Source organism: Enterovirga sp. (assembly GCF_028290205.1).
In the GTDB taxonomy this organism is placed as follows: domain Bacteria; phylum Pseudomonadota; class Alphaproteobacteria; order Rhizobiales; family Beijerinckiaceae; genus Enterovirga.
The window spans coordinates 1-14,524 of the sequence record NZ_JAQGKF010000149.1 but is presented as its reverse complement, the minus strand read 5'-3'; the positions used below and the strand labels follow the sequence as shown (position 1 = coordinate 14,524).

General features: G+C 69.6%; 13 protein-coding genes and 2 tRNA genes. 3 read left to right on the top strand and 12 right to left on the bottom strand.

The annotated features are described in order from the left end of the window. From pdhA to eno, 4 genes are all read right to left on the bottom strand, one after another. On the bottom strand, positions 1 to 973 hold a 973-nt coding region (pdhA, locus tag JWR86_RS10960; RefSeq protein WP_299564985.1), incomplete at its 3' end, for a pyruvate dehydrogenase (acetyl-transferring) E1 component subunit alpha. A 70-nt stretch (positions 974 to 1,043) separates the two neighbouring features. Continuing rightward, positions 1,044 to 1,355: a septum formation initiator family protein gene (locus tag JWR86_RS10955; RefSeq protein ID WP_299564983.1), complete on the bottom strand. Its 312-nt coding sequence runs from the start codon at positions 1,353 to 1,355 to the stop codon at positions 1,044 to 1,046. 34 nt (positions 1,356 to 1,389) lie between these two features. Next, entirely contained in the window at positions 1,390 to 2,313 is a 924-nt protein-coding gene (locus JWR86_RS10950) for a DMT family transporter (RefSeq protein WP_299564981.1), read from the bottom strand. A 169-nt stretch (positions 2,314 to 2,482) separates the two neighbouring features. After that, complete coding sequence (eno, locus tag JWR86_RS10945; protein ID WP_299564978.1) at positions 2,483 to 3,760, bottom strand: phosphopyruvate hydratase; 1,278 nt, start codon at positions 3,758 to 3,760, stop codon at positions 2,483 to 2,485. A 173-nt stretch (positions 3,761 to 3,933) separates the two neighbouring features. On the opposite strand from eno, the gene queF reads away from it, so the two are divergent. Beyond that, positions 3,934 to 4,383, top strand: a complete 450-nt coding sequence (gene queF / locus JWR86_RS10940) for a preQ(1) synthase (protein WP_299564976.1) — start codon at positions 3,934 to 3,936, stop codon at positions 4,381 to 4,383. Here queF and JWR86_RS10935 read toward each other — a convergent pair. From JWR86_RS10935 to JWR86_RS10910, 6 genes are all read right to left on the bottom strand, one after another. Then, complete coding sequence (locus tag JWR86_RS10935; RefSeq protein WP_299564974.1) at positions 4,365 to 5,567, bottom strand: MFS transporter; 1,203 nt, start codon at positions 5,565 to 5,567, stop codon at positions 4,365 to 4,367. The two genes, queF and JWR86_RS10935, sit on opposite strands and share 19 nt — an antisense overlap. Then, the gene (gene kdsA / locus JWR86_RS10930; protein WP_299564972.1) at positions 5,564 to 6,433 is read right to left on the bottom strand and encodes a 3-deoxy-8-phosphooctulonate synthase; all 870 of its coding nucleotides are present in this window, start codon (positions 6,431 to 6,433) and stop codon (positions 5,564 to 5,566) included. The genes JWR86_RS10935 and kdsA overlap by 4 nt, the downstream gene beginning before the upstream one ends. 82 nt (positions 6,434 to 6,515) lie before the next feature. Next, positions 6,516 to 9,275 carry a valine--tRNA ligase gene (locus JWR86_RS10925; protein WP_299564989.1) on the bottom strand — a complete coding sequence of 920 codons (2,760 nt, stop codon included), beginning with the start codon at positions 9,273 to 9,275 and terminating at the stop codon, positions 6,516 to 6,518. An 87-nt stretch (positions 9,276 to 9,362) separates the two neighbouring features. Further along, complete coding sequence (locus JWR86_RS10920; protein ID WP_299564987.1) at positions 9,363 to 9,758, bottom strand: DUF2497 domain-containing protein; 396 nt, start codon at positions 9,756 to 9,758, stop codon at positions 9,363 to 9,365. Between the two features lie 264 nt (positions 9,759 to 10,022). Further along, on the bottom strand, positions 10,023 to 11,414 hold the full coding sequence (locus JWR86_RS10915) for a TolC family outer membrane protein (protein ID WP_299564970.1): 1,392 nt from the start codon (positions 11,412 to 11,414) through the stop codon (positions 10,023 to 10,025). Between the two features lie 171 nt (positions 11,415 to 11,585). Then, entirely contained in the window at positions 11,586 to 12,251 is a 666-nt protein-coding gene (locus JWR86_RS10910; RefSeq protein ID WP_299564968.1) for a protein-L-isoaspartate O-methyltransferase, read from the bottom strand. 207 nt (positions 12,252 to 12,458) lie between these two features. Here JWR86_RS10910 and JWR86_RS10905 point away from each other — a divergent pair, with 207 nt between their 5' ends. After that, the gene (locus JWR86_RS10905) at positions 12,459 to 12,707 is read left to right on the top strand and encodes a hypothetical protein (RefSeq protein WP_299564966.1); all 249 of its coding nucleotides are present in this window, start codon (positions 12,459 to 12,461) and stop codon (positions 12,705 to 12,707) included. Between the two features lie 91 nt (positions 12,708 to 12,798). On the opposite strand, the gene JWR86_RS10900 is transcribed toward JWR86_RS10905, so the two are convergent. Continuing rightward, positions 12,799 to 12,872, bottom strand: a tRNA-Cys gene (locus JWR86_RS10900). 127 nt (positions 12,873 to 12,999) lie between these two features. On the opposite strand from JWR86_RS10900, the gene JWR86_RS10895 reads away from it, so the two are divergent. Further along, positions 13,000 to 13,074, top strand: a tRNA-Asn gene (locus tag JWR86_RS10895). Positions 13,075 to 13,091: 17 nt separating this feature from the next. Here JWR86_RS10895 and argC read toward each other — a convergent pair. Further along, positions 13,092 to 14,054 (bottom strand): N-acetyl-gamma-glutamyl-phosphate reductase, encoded by a 963-nt coding sequence (argC, locus tag JWR86_RS10890; RefSeq protein ID WP_299564964.1) that lies wholly within the window; start codon positions 14,052 to 14,054, stop codon positions 13,092 to 13,094. Positions 14,055 to 14,524: the final 470 nt, after the last annotated feature.

The window sequence follows — 14,524 nt, the reverse complement described above, 5'->3', positions numbered from 1 at the left end:
ACTCGGCCGCGTCGTTGACGATCTCGCGCACCTTGCCGTCGATCGCCTTGATCTCGTCCGGGCCGACCTTGTGGGTCTCGGTCAGGCGCTTGCGGATCATTTCGATCGGGTCGCGCTCCTCGCGCATCTTGGTGACCTCGTCCTTGGACCGGTACTTCGCCGGGTCGGACATGGAATGGCCGCGATAGCGATAGGTCTGCATTTCGAGGATGTAGGGGCCGTTGCCCGATCGGGCAAAGTCGATGGCCCGAACGGCGGCCTCGCGGACGGCCCGGACGTCCATGCCGTCCACCTGCTCACCCGGGATGTTGAAGGAGGTGCCGCGCTTCGAGAAGTCCGTCTGCGCCGAGGCCCGGGCCACGGAGGTTCCCATGGCGTAGCGGTTGTTCTCGATCACGTAGACAACCGGGAGCTTCCAGAGCTCGGCCATGTTGAAGCTCTCATAGACCTGGCCCTGGTTCGCGGCGCCGTCGCCGAAATAGGTCATGGAGACGCGGCCGTCGTCCCGATACCAGTTGGCGAGCGCGAGCCCGGTGCCCAGCGAGACCTGCGCGCCGACGATGCCGTGGCCGCCGTAGAAGTTCTTCTCCTTGGAGAACATGTGCATGGAGCCGCCCTTGCCCTTGGAGTAGCCTCCACTGCGCCCGGTCAGCTCCGCCATCACCCCGCGCGGATCCATGCCGCAGGCCAGCATGTGGCCGTGATCGCGGTAGCCGGTGATGACTTGGTCGCCCTCGCGGGCCGCCATCTGCATGCCGACGACCACCGCCTCCTGGCCGATATAGAGGTGGCAGAATCCGCCGATCAGGCCCATGCCGTACATCTGGCCGGCCTTTTCCTCGAAGCGGCGGATGAGCAGCATCTCGCGATAGGCGGAGAGGTCCTCGTCGCGGGTAAACGCCGGAGGCGCGTTGCTGCGCCGCGCCTTGTCGCCCTCGTCCGCACGGCCCGACTTGGCCTGACCTGCCGCCATTCCTGCTCCTCCACCGTCTGGCGGAATTGCTAGACCAGTCCCGGTCCGAAAGCGAGTGGTGGCGCCCGGGCTAGGGCCCGACGATGACGACGTCGTTCTTGTGAACCCGGCCGAGCAGGATGCGGCCTCGTTCCTCCAGGAGGTCGCGGTCCACCTGATCGGCCTGCAGCAGGGCGAGGCGGCGGTCCCATTCGGCACGCTCGGCCCGGGCCGCCGCGAGCTCGCGGTTGACCTCGAAGATCTGGATCTTGAGCACCTGCTTGGCGTCGAAGCCGCGATTGCCAATCCGGGCGTTGTGCAGAAAATACCAGACGAGCCCGGCCGCGCAGGCATAGGCGACGAGGGGGATGAGCACGGCCCGGAAGCGGCGGCGGACGACCATGTCGGCACCATGCCGCGTCGTGGTTAAGGTCCGGTTAGGAGGAGGGCCGTTCCAGCGAGCGAAGGCGGTTGCCGTAGGCCGAGAAGGCGAGCCCGGCCACGATCATGGCGATCGCCAGACTCTGCAGCGGCCCGGGCCACTCGCCCAGAATCGGCACGGCCGCGAGGGCACCGATGACCGGGATCATCGGCGGGAAGAGCTGGGTGCCCGCGGCGCCGAGATGCTTGATGCCGTGTCCCCACAGCCAGAGCGCGATGATGGAGTTGCAGACCCCCTGGTAGACGGCCTGGACCAGCACCACGCCGAGCGGAACCTGCAGCAGCCGGGGCTCCAGAAAGGCGAAGTAGACCGGCACGTAGACCAGGGAGAGCACGGCGCAGACCGCCGCCCCGACCATGCCGCCGACGCGCCACCGGTGCAGCAGCACGGGGTAGAAGCCCCAAAGGAGTCCGGTGAGAAAGAAGAACCCGTCCCCGAGCAGGACGTCGGGCGAACTCGCCGTGGTGCCCGCGACGGCGATGACCAGCAGCCCGGCCAGGACCAGAACGAGGCCGATCCGGGTCAGGCCGGGCGGCAGGCGGCCGGCCAGCACGGTTGCGTAGACCACCCCCACCACGGTGACGGTGCCGGGCCCGAGCGCCGCCCCGTGCGCAGCCGGCGCGTAGGTGACGCCGAGGCTCATGAGGAGCGTGACGGTGGCGCCGCTCGTCAGCGCCAGGGCAGTCCCCCTGCCCCAGCCGATGCCGGCGCAATCGCGCAGGCCGCGCTGGAGAAAGAACGGCAGCAGGATCGAGCCGGCGATGCCGAAGCGAAGAAAGACGAGATCGTAGGCCGTGAGCCCGTGCTGGACGGCGTAGCGGCTGACCGCGAAATTGGCCCCGAAGGTCACCATGGCGACCAGCATCGCCAGAATGGCGAGCCGAGGTGCCCAGGCCGGGCTCGAAAACGGTGAGGGCACGCCGAACCATAGCCCGGTTCGGGGGCGCCACCATCCGCGATGCGCGCGGGTCCGCCCGGCCACGAAAGCGGGACAGCGGCGGACTGACCGTCCGCGTTTGGCGGCGATCGGCCCGGGGCCGACCCGTCGGCAGGAGCGGGCCGCCTCCTGGGCGGCTCGCCGAAGCGACTTAGACCTTCAGCGCCGCCCGGCCCGCATATTTCGCCGCCGCGCCGAGCTCCTCCTCGATGCGAATGAGCTGGTTGTACTTCGCCAGGCGGTCGGAACGGGACAGGGAGCCCGTCTTGATCTGCCCGCAATTGGTCGCGACCGCGAGGTCGGCGATGGTGGAATCCTCGGTCTCGCCGGAGCGGTGGGACATCACCGCCGTGTAGCCGGCCTTGTGCGCCATCTCGACGGCGGCCAGCGTCTCGGTGAGCGTGCCGATCTGGTTCACCTTGACCAGGATCGAATTGGCGACCCCGCGCTTGATGCCGTCGGCGAGCCGCGCCGGGTTGGTGACGAACAGGTCGTCGCCGACGAGCTGGCAGCGCTTGCCGATGAGGTCCGTCAGCGCCTTCCAGCCCTCCCAGTCGTCCTCGCCCATCCCGTCCTCGATGGAGACGATCGGGTAGGTGTCGACGAGCTTGGCCAGGTACTCGGCCTGTCCCGTGCCGGACCGCTTCGTGCCCTCGCCGTGGTAATCGTACTGACCGTCCTTGAAGAACTCGGTGGCGGCGCAATCCAGCGCCAGCACGACGTCCTTGCCGGGCGCGAACCCGGCCTGCTCGATGGACGCCATGACGAAGTCCAGGGCGGCCTCGGCCGAGGAGAGGTTCGGCGCAAAGCCGCCTTCGTCGCCGACATTGGTGTTGTGGCCGGCCTTCTTCAGCCCCGCCCGGAGGGTGTGGAACACCTCCGCACCGACCCGCACCGCCTCGGCAAAGGTCGGGGCCCCGACCGGCATGATCATGAATTCCTGGAAGTCGATCGGATTGTCGGCATGCGCCCCACCATTGATGATGTTCATCATCGGCACGGGCAAGAGCCGCGCCTGGGTGCCGCCGACATAGCGGTAGAGCGGCAGGCCGGCGGTGTCGGCGGCCGCCTTGGCAACGGCCAGCGATACGCCCAGGATCGCGTTGGCGCCGAGCTTCGCCTTGTTGGGCGTGCCGTCCATGGTGATCATGATCTCGTCGATCGCGACCTGGTCCTCGGCGTCCATGCCGACGAGTTCACCGGCGATGTCGGTGTTCACCGCCTCGACGGCCTTGAGCACGCCCTTGCCGCCGTAGCGGCTCTTGTCGCCGTCGCGGAGCTCGACGGCCTCGTGCGCGCCGGTCGACGCCCCGGACGGAACCGCCGCGCGGCCTGTGGAGCCGTCCTCCAGCACGACATCGACCTCGACCGTCGGATTGCCGCGGCTATCGAGGATCTCGCGGGCGACGATGTCGATGATGGCGGTCACAGGCTTGCTCCGGCTAGGCGAGCCACGGCGGTTAAGGTGCCAGGCCGGCCGGTGCAAGCTCTGGCGCGGCCGTGACGGCGGAACCCCGGCGCCGTGGGGGCCGGCAGCGCGCGGTTGACCCGGCCCACGCCGCTACCTAGCTGCCTTCCATCCCCCAACGGAGTTTCCGCCCCATGGAGCCGACGCCCCAGCTCGGCCGCCCGGCCCCCCTGCCCCGCTCGCCCGAGACGGCGCAGCTCGACCGGGTGCCGAACCCCCATCCCGACACCGACTACCTGGCCCGCTTCACGGTGCCGGAATTCACGTCGCTCTGTCCGGTCACGGGCCAGCCGGATTTCGCGCTGCTCGTGATCGACTACGTGCCGGGAGCCTGGCTGGTCGAATCGAAGTCGCTCAAGCTGTACCTGCACAGCTTCCGCGACCATGGCGCCTTCCACGAGGATTGCACGGTCGGGATCGGCCGGCGGCTGGTGGACGAGCTGCAGCCGCGCTGGCTGCGGATCGGCGGCTACTGGTATCCGCGCGGCGGCATTCCGATCGACGTGTTCTGGCAGACGGGCGCGCCGCCAGCCGGAATCTGGCTGCCCGATCCCGGCGTCCCGCCCTATCGTGGCCGCGGATAGGCGTCCCGCAACACGACGGCAGCGACGAGCCCGAGCGAGAGCACGCCCATGCCGCAGGCCAGCATGGCGCCGGTGCGGTCCACCGTGCCGAGCAGCAGGCCGAACAGCACCGGCCCCAGCGCCTGGCCGATGAAGAAGCAGAAGGCGTGCAGCGCCACGGCCGACGCGCGGGCCTCCGGCACCACCTCGGTGATCTGCGTCTGGAACGAGTTGTGGAGCATGTAGAAGCCCATGCCCATTCCGACCATGGCGAGCGCCTGAACGCCCCAGGGCAGGCCCGGCGCCAGCAGGACGAAGCTGCCGAGCCCGAGAAATCCGGCGGTGCGCAGCATCCGGGGCAAGCCGAGGGTGGAGAGCAGCCAGCGCACGATCAACGTGTAGATGATGCCGCCGATCGCGAAGCCCCCGATGATCAGCCCGGCTTCGGTCGGCCCGCCGAGCCCCTCCCGCTCAAGCAGCGGCGCGACATAGGGCTGCACGCCGAACACGAACAGGCCTTCCACGAACACGAAGAAGATCAGCGCCAGGGCGCGCGGAATGGACAGGATGCGGCGGTAGCGCTGCCCGGCCACCCGCAGGCTGAAGACGCCCCTCGGGCCGCCTGAGCTCCGAAACCCGATCATCACGGCAACGGCCGCGGCCGCCGCACTCGCGGCGGCGATCATGAACACGCCGCGCCAGGAGACAACGGTCGCGAGCGCCCCCGAGCCGACACCCCCGAGCAGCTGTCCCGAGATCGTGGCCGTCAGGAACCGCCCAATCGCCACCTGCCGCTCGCCCATCTCGACCCGATCGCCGATGGTGGCCAGCGCGATCGGGATGATGCCGCCGGCGGCCGCGCCGGACAGGACGCGCAGCACGAACAGCGCCGTCAGGTCGGTGGCGAAGCTCGCGGCCAGCAGCGACACGGCGAGGCAAACGAGCAGCACCTTGACCACGCGCTCCTTCCCGACCGCGTCCCCGAAAGGCCCCAGGATCGGCTGGATAAAGGCGTAGGGCAGCGCATAGGCCGTCGACAGGAGCGCGACCCGCAGCGGATCGACGGCGAGGTCGCGCGCGATCACCCCGATCATGGGGTCGGCGAAGCGGGTCGACAGGGCGGAGGCGAAACCGCAGACCGAGAGAATCAGGATGGTGCGGCGGATATTCGCCGACTCGCTCGGGGGCGCGGCCGGAAGGCTCACGTCCGGGAACGCCCTGCCCGGCGCTTGGTGATGGCGTCGATCTCCTGCAACTCGGCCAGCAGGTCGGGCAGCTCGGCGAGCGGCACCATGTTGGGCCCGTCCGACGGCGCCCGGTCCGGGTCCGGGTGGGTCTCGATGAACACGCCGGCGACCCCAACGGCAACGGCCGCGCGGGCCAGGACCGGCACGAAGCGGCGCTCGCCGCCCGACGTGTCGCCCCGCCCGCCCGGCTGCTGCACCGAGTGGGTCGCGTCGAAGATGACCGGCGCCCCGGTGCTCTCGGCCATGATCGGCAGCGACCGCATGTCGGAGACGAGCGTGTTGTAGCCGAAGGAGGCGCCGCGCTCGGTCACCATGACCCGGCCGTTTCCGGCGGCCCGGACCTTGGCGGCCACGTTGCGCATGTCCCACGGCGCCAGGAACTGGCCCTTCTTGACGTTGACCACGCGGCCCGTCTCGGCCGCAGCCACGAGAAGGTCGGTCTGGCGGCACAGGAAGGCCGGGATCTGCAGGATGTCGACCACCTCTCCGACCGGGCCGCATTGCGCCGCCTCGTGGATGTCGGTGGTCAGCGGCACGCCGAAGCGCTCCTTCACCTCGGCGAAGATCGCCATGGCCGGCGCGAGCCCGATGCCGCGGGCGCTCGAGGCCGAGGTGCGGTTCGCCTTGTCGAAGGAGGATTTATAGACGAGCCCCATGCCGAGCTTGGCCGTCGCCTCGGTGAGGGCCGCCGCCATTTCGAGCGCGTGATCGCGGCTCTCCATGGCGCAAGGTCCGGCGATCAGCGTCAGGGGCAGATCGTTGCCGAACCGCACGCGGCCGATCTCGATGACGCTCTGGGGCGAGGCGGGAGTTCCGTCGGTCATGCCATGCGCTTAGTGGCTCGGGTTGGAAACGGAAAGGCCGCGCGCCGGCCGTTCCGCTCCCGTCCGCGGTCGACCGGAAGGGTCAAGCCGCCGCCCGCAGCCGGGCCAAAGCCTCCTCGATGCGCCCGCGGCGGGTCTCGGCCTCGGCGCGGCGCTCGCGCTGCTCCTCGACCACTTCCTCCGGGGCGCGCGCCACAAAGCTCTCGTTGCCGAGCTTGGCGTCGATCTTGGCGATCTCCGCTTCGAGCTTGCCGGCCTCGCGGTTCAGCCGCTCGGTCTCGGCCGCGAGATCGACGATGCCGGCGAGCGGCAGCGCGGCCACCTCCTCGCCGACCAGGATCTGGACCGACTGCCCGGGCGCCTTGTCGGCCTCCGTGATGGCGGACAGGCGGGCGAGCCGGCTCAGCGTGTCGCGCCAGCGCTCGGCCCGGTCGCGCGTCGCCGGCGAGGGCCGCACCAGCACGAGCGGGACTTGTGCGCCCGGGGCGACGCCCAGTTCGGACCGTGCGGAGCGCACCTCCGAGACGAGCGCGATCACCCAGCCGATCTCGGCCTCCGCCTCCTCGGCCCCGATCTCGCCGAGATCGGGCCAGGGCGCGAGGGCCAGCACGCTGTCCCGGCCGCGCAGACGCCAGAGTTCCTCGGTGAGGAACGGCATGAACGGGTGCAGCAGCTGCAGCACCGTGTCGAACACGAAGGCGGTGGTGCGGCGCGCCTCGGCCTTGGCCGGCTCGTCGGTCCCGAACAGGAGGGGTTTTGCGAGTTCGAGGTGCCAGTCGCAGAACGTGTTCCAGGTGAACCGATATGCGGCGCCGGCGGCGTCGTTGAAGCGGTACTCCTCGATGGCGCGCGTGACCTCGGCCACGGCCCGGGAACATTCGGCCAGGATCCAGCGGTTGAGGACATCGCGGGCCTCCGGCGGGGCCGAAGAGGCGTCGCCGGCCGACACGCAGCCGTTCATCTCGGCGAAGCGGGCGGCGTTCCAGATCTTGGTGGCGAAGTTGCGGTAGCCTTCGACCCGCTGCGGCGAGAGCTTGATGTCCCGCCCCTGCGCGGCCATGGCCGACAGCGTGAACCGGAGTGCGTCGGCGCCGTACTTGTCGATGACCTCGATCGGGTCGATGACGTTGCCCTTGGACTTCGACATCTTGGCGCCGCGCTCGTCGCGCACCAGGGCGTGGATGTAGACGGTGTCGAAGGGCACCCGGCCGGTGCAATAGAGGCCCATCATCATCATCCGGGCCACCCAGAAGAAGATGATGTCGAAGCCGGTGACGAGGGTCTGGGTCGGGTAGTAGCGGGCGAGTTCAGGCGTCTCCTCGGGCCAGCCCAGCGTCGAGAACGGCCACAGGGCGGACGAGAACCAGGTGTCGAGCACGTCCTCGTCACGGGTCAGGAAGGCCGCGAGCCGGTCCGGATCGGCGGCCAGGGTCTCGGCCTCGGGCTCGGAGAGGGTTCCGTTGACGACGTAATAGGCGAGAGCCTGGGCGCCAGCCTCCTCGTCCGTCTCGGCCACGAAGATGTGCCCGTCCGGCCCGTACCAGGCCGGAATGCGGTGGCCCCACCAGAGCTGGCGGGACACGGTCCAGGGCTGGATGTTCTCCAGCCACTGGAAATAGGTCTTCTCCCAGCTCTCCGGCACGAAGCGGGTTTCGCCGCTCCGGACGGCCGCGAGCGCGCGCCGAGCCAAGCCCTGAACGTCCACGAACCACTGGTCGGTCAGATAGGGTTCGACCGGAACCCCGGACCGATCCCCGTGCGGCACGGAATGGAGGTGCGGCTCGACAGCCGCGAGCGCGCCCGACGCTTCCAGCATCTCGACGATGCGCTTGCGGGCCTCGGCCCGATCGAGCCCCTCGAGGGCGAGCAGCGCATCGAGGTCGGCGCCGGGCTCCAGGCCGTCCAGGAAGGCGTCGTTGCCGGCGATCCGGATCTCGGCCCGCGGCCCGAACACGTTGATGGCCGCGAGGCCGTGCCGCCGCCCGACCTGGAAGTCGTTGAAATCGTGGGCCGGCGTGATCTTCACCGCGCCGGTGCCCTTTTCCGGGTCGGAATAGGTGTCGGCGACGATCCGGATGCGCCGGCCGACCAGGGGCAGCACTGCCTCGCGGCCGATGAGGCCGTTGAAGCGGGGGTCGTCAGGATGCACCGCGACCGCGACATCGCCCAGCATCGTTTCCGGCCGCGTCGTCGCGACCTCGATGTAGCGGTCCGGCTCACCGGCCAGCGGGTAGCGGATGTGCCAGAGGTGGCCCTTCACCTCGACCGGCTGGACCTCGAGATCGGAGATCGCGGTCGCGAAATGCGGGTCCCAGTTCACGAGCCGCTTGTCGCGGTAGACGAGGCCGTCGCGGTGCAGGTTGACGAAGACCCGGAGCACGGCCCGGCTCAGCCCCTCGTCCATCGTGAAGCGCTCGCGCGACCAGTCGCAGGAGGCGCCGAGCCGCTTGAGCTGCCCGACGATCTGGCCGCCGGACTGCTCCTTCCACTCCCACACGTGCTGGACGAACTCGTCCCGCTCCAAGTCGCGGCGCTGGATGTTGCGCTCGGCGAGGCGCCGCTCCACCACCATCTGGGTGGCAATGCCGGCATGGTCGAGCCCGACCTGCCAGAGCACGTCGCGGCCGCGCATGCGCTCGAACCGGCACAGGATGTCCTGCAGCGTGTTGTTGAGCGCGTGCCCCATGTGGAGCGAGCCCGTGACGTTGGGCGGCGGGATGACGATGCAATAGGGGTCGCGGTCGGCCCGGTCCGGCCTTCCCGCCCGGAAGGCTCCAGCCTCCTCCCATCGCGCCGATTGGCGCGCCTCAACGGCGGCGTGGTCGAAGAACTTGTCGATCATCGGGGTCAAGGGGATCCGGTCGCGGCTCAGAGAGCCGCCCTTGAACCGAGCGGTGACGACCGCGTCAACCGCAGCCGGGCCGAAGTCTCAGCGGCTGCCCCGCGCGACCCGCTCGATCTCCGCCCGGACCAGGCGCTCAACGAGCGGCGGAAGGTTGTCGTCCAGCCAGACCTTGAGCATCGGCTTCAGCATCTCGCCAACGAGGTCTTCGAGCGTGCGCGAATTCTGGGTCAGGATGGTGTGCGACAGGATGTTGAAGGCCTGGCTGACAGACGCGGTCGTCTCCCGCGACACCAGCGGCTCCCGGTCCGGAAACGGGGTGGGCTCCGGGCGGGCAGACGCCTCCGGGGCGCGCGGCGGAAGCTCGACCCGGGGCGGCGGCGCAGTCTCGGAGAGCGCGAACGGCCCAGGCGCGCTCTGGAACGAAATGTCCGCAACATCGGCCGGAAGATCCGCCGGAGCGGCAAGGCGCGACCCAGGCATCTCGGCCAGATCCAGCACGTCCTCGCCCTCGTCCTCGGGCAACTCGAGGTGGCCGGACTGCGCGGACTTCGGCGCATCCTGATCATCCGCGATGATGCGGCGGATCGATGCCAAAATCTCGTCCATGGACGGATCTTGCGTCTTCGGGTTCGCGGCGCTCATCGGGACCCGGTCTCGAAAAGAGGAGGATTCGCTTTCCAAGGATTAGAGACGCCGATTCAGTCGATCAAGCAGCGCGAACCGCCGCGCACAGGGGAGTTTGGCTCAGCGGCCGTCCGGTGTGCGCAGGCCCCAGGGCAGATCCTTGACCTGATCGAAGTGAAGCTTCGCACTGTACAGTGCGACATTCAGCCCGAGGGTCCTGGCCGACAGCCTGCCGATGGCCTGGACCACGGCATAGGACGCGACCACGCGGTCGCGTTGGGACACGATCAGATTCACGCGCGCGTTCAGCAGCTCCTGCTGCTGGTTCAGGATGTCGAGGGTGGTCCGCTGCCCGACCCGCGACTCCTCGCGCACCCCGAGCAGCGCCACGTTCGCGGCTTGGACCTGGGCCTGCGCCGCCCGCACGCTGGCCTTGGCGGCATCCAGGCTGCCCCAGGCGGAAATCACTGCCGCCCGGACCTGGTCACGCGCCGCCTCGGCTTCGATGCGGCGCTGGCCGGCCGTTTCCTTGGCCTGCCGCACGCGGGCGAAAACCTCCCCGCCCTGGTAGATCGGGATGGTGACCTGGGCGACCACGGACGCCGACAGCGCCGAATCGTTCTGGACGTTCTGGTTGTAGCCCTGCGCCAGGCTTCCGGTCAGCCCGACCGTCGGCGCGAGCTCGCCCTCGGTGATCTTCACCTGCAACTCGGCCGCATCCACCGCGTGCATGGCGGAATGGATGGCCGGGTGCTCCTCGAGCCCGATCTGGACCGCGGCGGTGACGGTGCGCGGAACATGCCGATCCACCGGCACCCCCTGGGCGAGCTGCCGCGGCTCGACACCGATGATCTGCCGGTAGGTGGCGATCGAGGTCTGCAGGTTCGATTCGGCGGCGCTCACCTGGGAGCGCGCGGCGGCGAGCCGCGACTCGGACTGGGCCACGTCCGTGCGGGTGACCTCACCGACCTCGAACCGGGTGCGGGTCTGCGAAAGCTGCTCCTCGAGCACCTCCACATTGTTCCGCTGGAGGTTGAGGATGGCCGTATCCCGCAGGACGTTCATGTAGGCCTGGGCGCCCGTGAACAGGATGTTCTGCTCGACGTTGCGCAGCCCTTCACGCGAACCGAAAACCTGGGACTCGGCCGCCCGCGTCGAGTTCTCGGTCCGGAACCCGTTGAACAGGTTCTGATTGATCTGCAGCCCGACGCTCGCCGGGAGCGTGGCCCGGTTGACGCTCTGACCCTGCAGCGTGCCCTCCACCCGGTTGAAGCCGACATTGCCGAGGGCCGTGACGGAGGGCCGGTACCCGGACAGGGCACGGGGCACGTTCTCGTCCACGGCACGGACGCTTGCGCGCTGCGCGTCGAGGGTGGGGTTTCCCATATAGGCCCGCGCCAGGGCGGAGCTCAGCGTCTCGGCTGAGGCCGCCAGGGGGGCTGCACAGAGCGCGAGGGCGAGAAGGTCGCGAAGCCGCGCCGTCCCCCCTGCCGCCCGTTTTGATCGCCGCACGTTCCGTCTGCTCGCCAGTTCGGACCGCGGCCGACCGTTGTCGCCGCGCGTTTCAGCGCCGTTCTGGCGCTCATCGAAAGTATCGAAGCCGGCCCCTTCCGGAAACCTAAGCAGCCGGTTAGGGGCGACGATGGGCTGCGAGTGCCGTAAAAAGGCGACACACCCGCATGCTCAGAACACGAACCCCGGGACCTCGCGGAAGGCTGCAAGCGAGGGGGCGGCTGCGTCAAAGAGGGGCCGCGAGCCGAAACCCGGGCCCGAGCGCACGAACAGCATCGCCCGGCTGCGCCGGCCCTCCGCCCGAAGGCAGGCGAGCCGGCCGCCTTCGGCGAGCTGGGTCAGGAGTTCCGTCGGCTCGCGGTCGACAGCGCCGTTGATCAGGATCGCGTCGAAGGGCCCATCGGCCGGCGCGCCCTGGGCCAGATCTCCGGTGCGGCGGGTCACGCCCTCGAGGAGCGGGCCCAGGTTCGCGTCGAGCCCGGCCAAGGCGGGGCTCGATTCGAGGGTGGTGACGGCCGCGCCGAGGTGACGCAGGATGGCGGCCGAATAGCCGTAGCCGCCGGCGACATCGAGCACCCGCGTGCCGGGTTCGATTTCGAGGGCCTGAATCAGACGGGCCAGGACCATGGGGGCGAGCAGAGCCCGCTCTTCGCCCTCCGGTCCGGAGGCGGGAAGAGCCAGGTTCCCGTCCCGGTAGGCGAGCGAGGCCATGTCGGCCGGCAGGAAGGTTTCGCGCGGGATGGATCCGATCGCCCCGAGCACGGCGCGATCGTGCACCTCGAACGGCCGGAGCTGGCAATCCACCATGTTGCGGCGCGCTTCGGCCAACGAGATCACGACCAGCTCCGAGCTTGGGCCTGGAAAGGAGCCGCTTGTCGGGGATCGAACCGGCGAACGCAAGACAGCTGTTTGCGGACGCAAAGAGCCGTGCCCGGCGCAGGGCGGAACTCGGCCCAGAGAGCTGGCGTTGGCGTGGCGCACGCACGAGCGATCACAAGTCGGGCCTGGCGTGCTGCACCGTGCCCGGCGCTGCGGGAGAAAACGATGAGGAAGGCGATCTTGTTGGCCGCGGTGCTTGGGACGCTCGCCTTCCCGGCAGCGGCTCAGCAGAGCACGACGGGGCAGAGTTCGGGCGGCTACGCTCGCGTCGGCGGACCCGGTCAGATCACCGGGCATCGGATGACCCGCCCCCGGATGATGAAGCACCGCATGACACGGCAGCGGATGATGCGGCAGCGCATGATGAAGCGCCACATGATGCGCCGGCAGGCCACGCGCAGACGCGCCATGTAAGCTGGCGCGACTGGTGCAGATCGGGGCCGTCGCCACGCAGCGACGGCCTTTGCGTGCGCCTGCTGCCCGGTCTTGAATGTGAGCTGGACGGTGGAGGCCTCGCCCGGAATTGAACCGGGGTACAAGGATTTGCAGTCCTCTGCGTAACCACTCCGCCACGAGGCCGTCCGTCCGACGGTGCTTGCCCGTCTAAAGATTGCGGCCGGAAAGGGCAACCGGTCCGAGACCGTCGATTTCGATGGCCGGGAAGGCTTGCGCCCACCGGCCTCATTGGGTATTCGGAGCGCCCTGATCCGCGGTAGCTCAGTGGTAGAGCAGCCGGCTGTTAACCGGCTGGTCGTAGGTTCGAATCCTACCCGCGGAGCCAGTGCTCCTTCCTTCTCCTCACGACGCCGATGTGCCTGAGAGCCCGAGCATGATCTCGGCGTTCTGCACGGCCGCGCCCGAGGCGCCCTTCCCCAGATTGTCGAGCCTCGCCACCAGCAGGGCCTGCTCGCCCCGGCCGTACACGCGGAGCTCCATCAGGTCGCTGCCGTTCAGCGCCTCGGGTTCGAGCCGCTCATCGGGACGCGCCGCCACGACGCTGACCTGCCCGGGCGCCGCGTAATGGGCGCGGAGCGCCGCTTCGAGATCGCCCGCGCTGGGACGGCCCGGGATCCGGTCGAGATGCAGCGGCACCGACACCAGCATGCCCTGGCGGAAACTGCCGACGGACGGAATAAAGATCGGCCGCGCGGTCAGCCGTCCGTGCAGCATCGTCTCCGGCAGATGCTTGTGCTCGAAGCCGAGCCCGTAGAGCTCGAAGGCGGGCGAGCGGCCGCTTTCATGATCCTCGATCATGGTGCGCCCTCCCCCGCTGTAGCCGGACACGGCGTTGACCGAGATCGGGTGGTCGGCTGGCAGCAGCCCGGCATCCACGAGCGGCCGCAAAAGCGCGATGGCGCCGGTCGAATAGCAGCCGGGATTGGAGACCCTGTCCGCCTGCCGAATCGCGTCGCGCTGCCCGGGCGCGAGTTCGGCGAAGCCGTAAACCCACTCGGGCGCGGTCCGGTGCGCGGTCGAGGCGTCCACGATCCGGGGCGCGTCGGAGCCCAGCGCCGCCGCAAGCGCCACCGCCTCGCGGGCCGCCGCGTCGGGCAGGCACAGAATGACGAGGTCCGATTCGGCCATCAGGGCCTGCCGGGCGGCCGGATCCTTGCGGTGCTCGGCCGCGATCGACCGGATCTGGAGATCCTGCCGGGCGGCGAGGCGCTCCCGGATCTCGAGCCCAGTGGTGCCGGCCTCGCCGTCGATGAAGACGGCCGGGAGGGCGGATTTCGGCTGTGTCGGGTCTGCGGACTTGTCCATGGCGCGTCTCATCGAAGAGGTGGGAAGCGCGGCCAAAGAAAAAGCCGCGCAGGGGCGCGGCTCGGGCAGGCGAACTTGGCCTGGTTCAGCGCGCGCGGGATCGCTGCCGAAAGCGACGTCGGAAAGGTGCGCGGCCGAACATGGCCCGTGATCTGGCGACTGCCACCCGGACTGTCAATAACGATTTCCGAATCAGCCCCGGAACGGGGTCAGCCATCAAGCATTCAGCGTGTCAGACGCCGACAGGAGCCCCGCCAGGCGGAATGGTCTCTGCGCCGGTCGCGCGCCCGCCCATGCCGAGCGCCGGATGAGGGAGGCGCAACCCACCACGCCGCGCCTGAACGGGCCGGCAGACGAGGGAGACGACGATGAGTTCCTCACAGACCACCACCGACCACGAGACCATCAGGGCCTGGGCGGAGGCCCGCGGCGGCAGGCCTTCCGTGGTCCGCACCGAAGGCGGCAAGGGC

Coding starts and splice junctions, on each gene's coding strand:
- JWR86_RS10955 (WP_299564983.1), bottom strand. CDS start 1,355: ATGGTCGTCCGCCGCCGCTTCCGGGCCGTGCTCATCCCCCTCGTCGCC.
- queF (WP_299564976.1), top strand. CDS start 3,934: ATGGAGCCGACGCCCCAGCTCGGCCGCCCGGCCCCCCTGCCCCGCTCG.
- kdsA (WP_299564972.1), bottom strand. CDS start 6,433: ATGACCGACGGAACTCCCGCCTCGCCCCAGAGCGTCATCGAGATCGGC.
- JWR86_RS10925 (WP_299564989.1), bottom strand. CDS start 9,275: ATGATCGACAAGTTCTTCGACCACGCCGCCGTTGAGGCGCGCCAATCG.
- JWR86_RS10920 (WP_299564987.1), bottom strand. CDS start 9,758: ATGCCTGGGTCGCGCCTTGCCGCTCCGGCGGATCTTCCGGCCGATGTT.
- JWR86_RS10905 (WP_299564966.1), top strand. CDS start 12,459: ATGAGGAAGGCGATCTTGTTGGCCGCGGTGCTTGGGACGCTCGCCTTC.
- argC (WP_299564964.1), bottom strand. CDS start 14,054: ATGGACAAGTCCGCAGACCCGACACAGCCGAAATCCGCCCTCCCGGCC.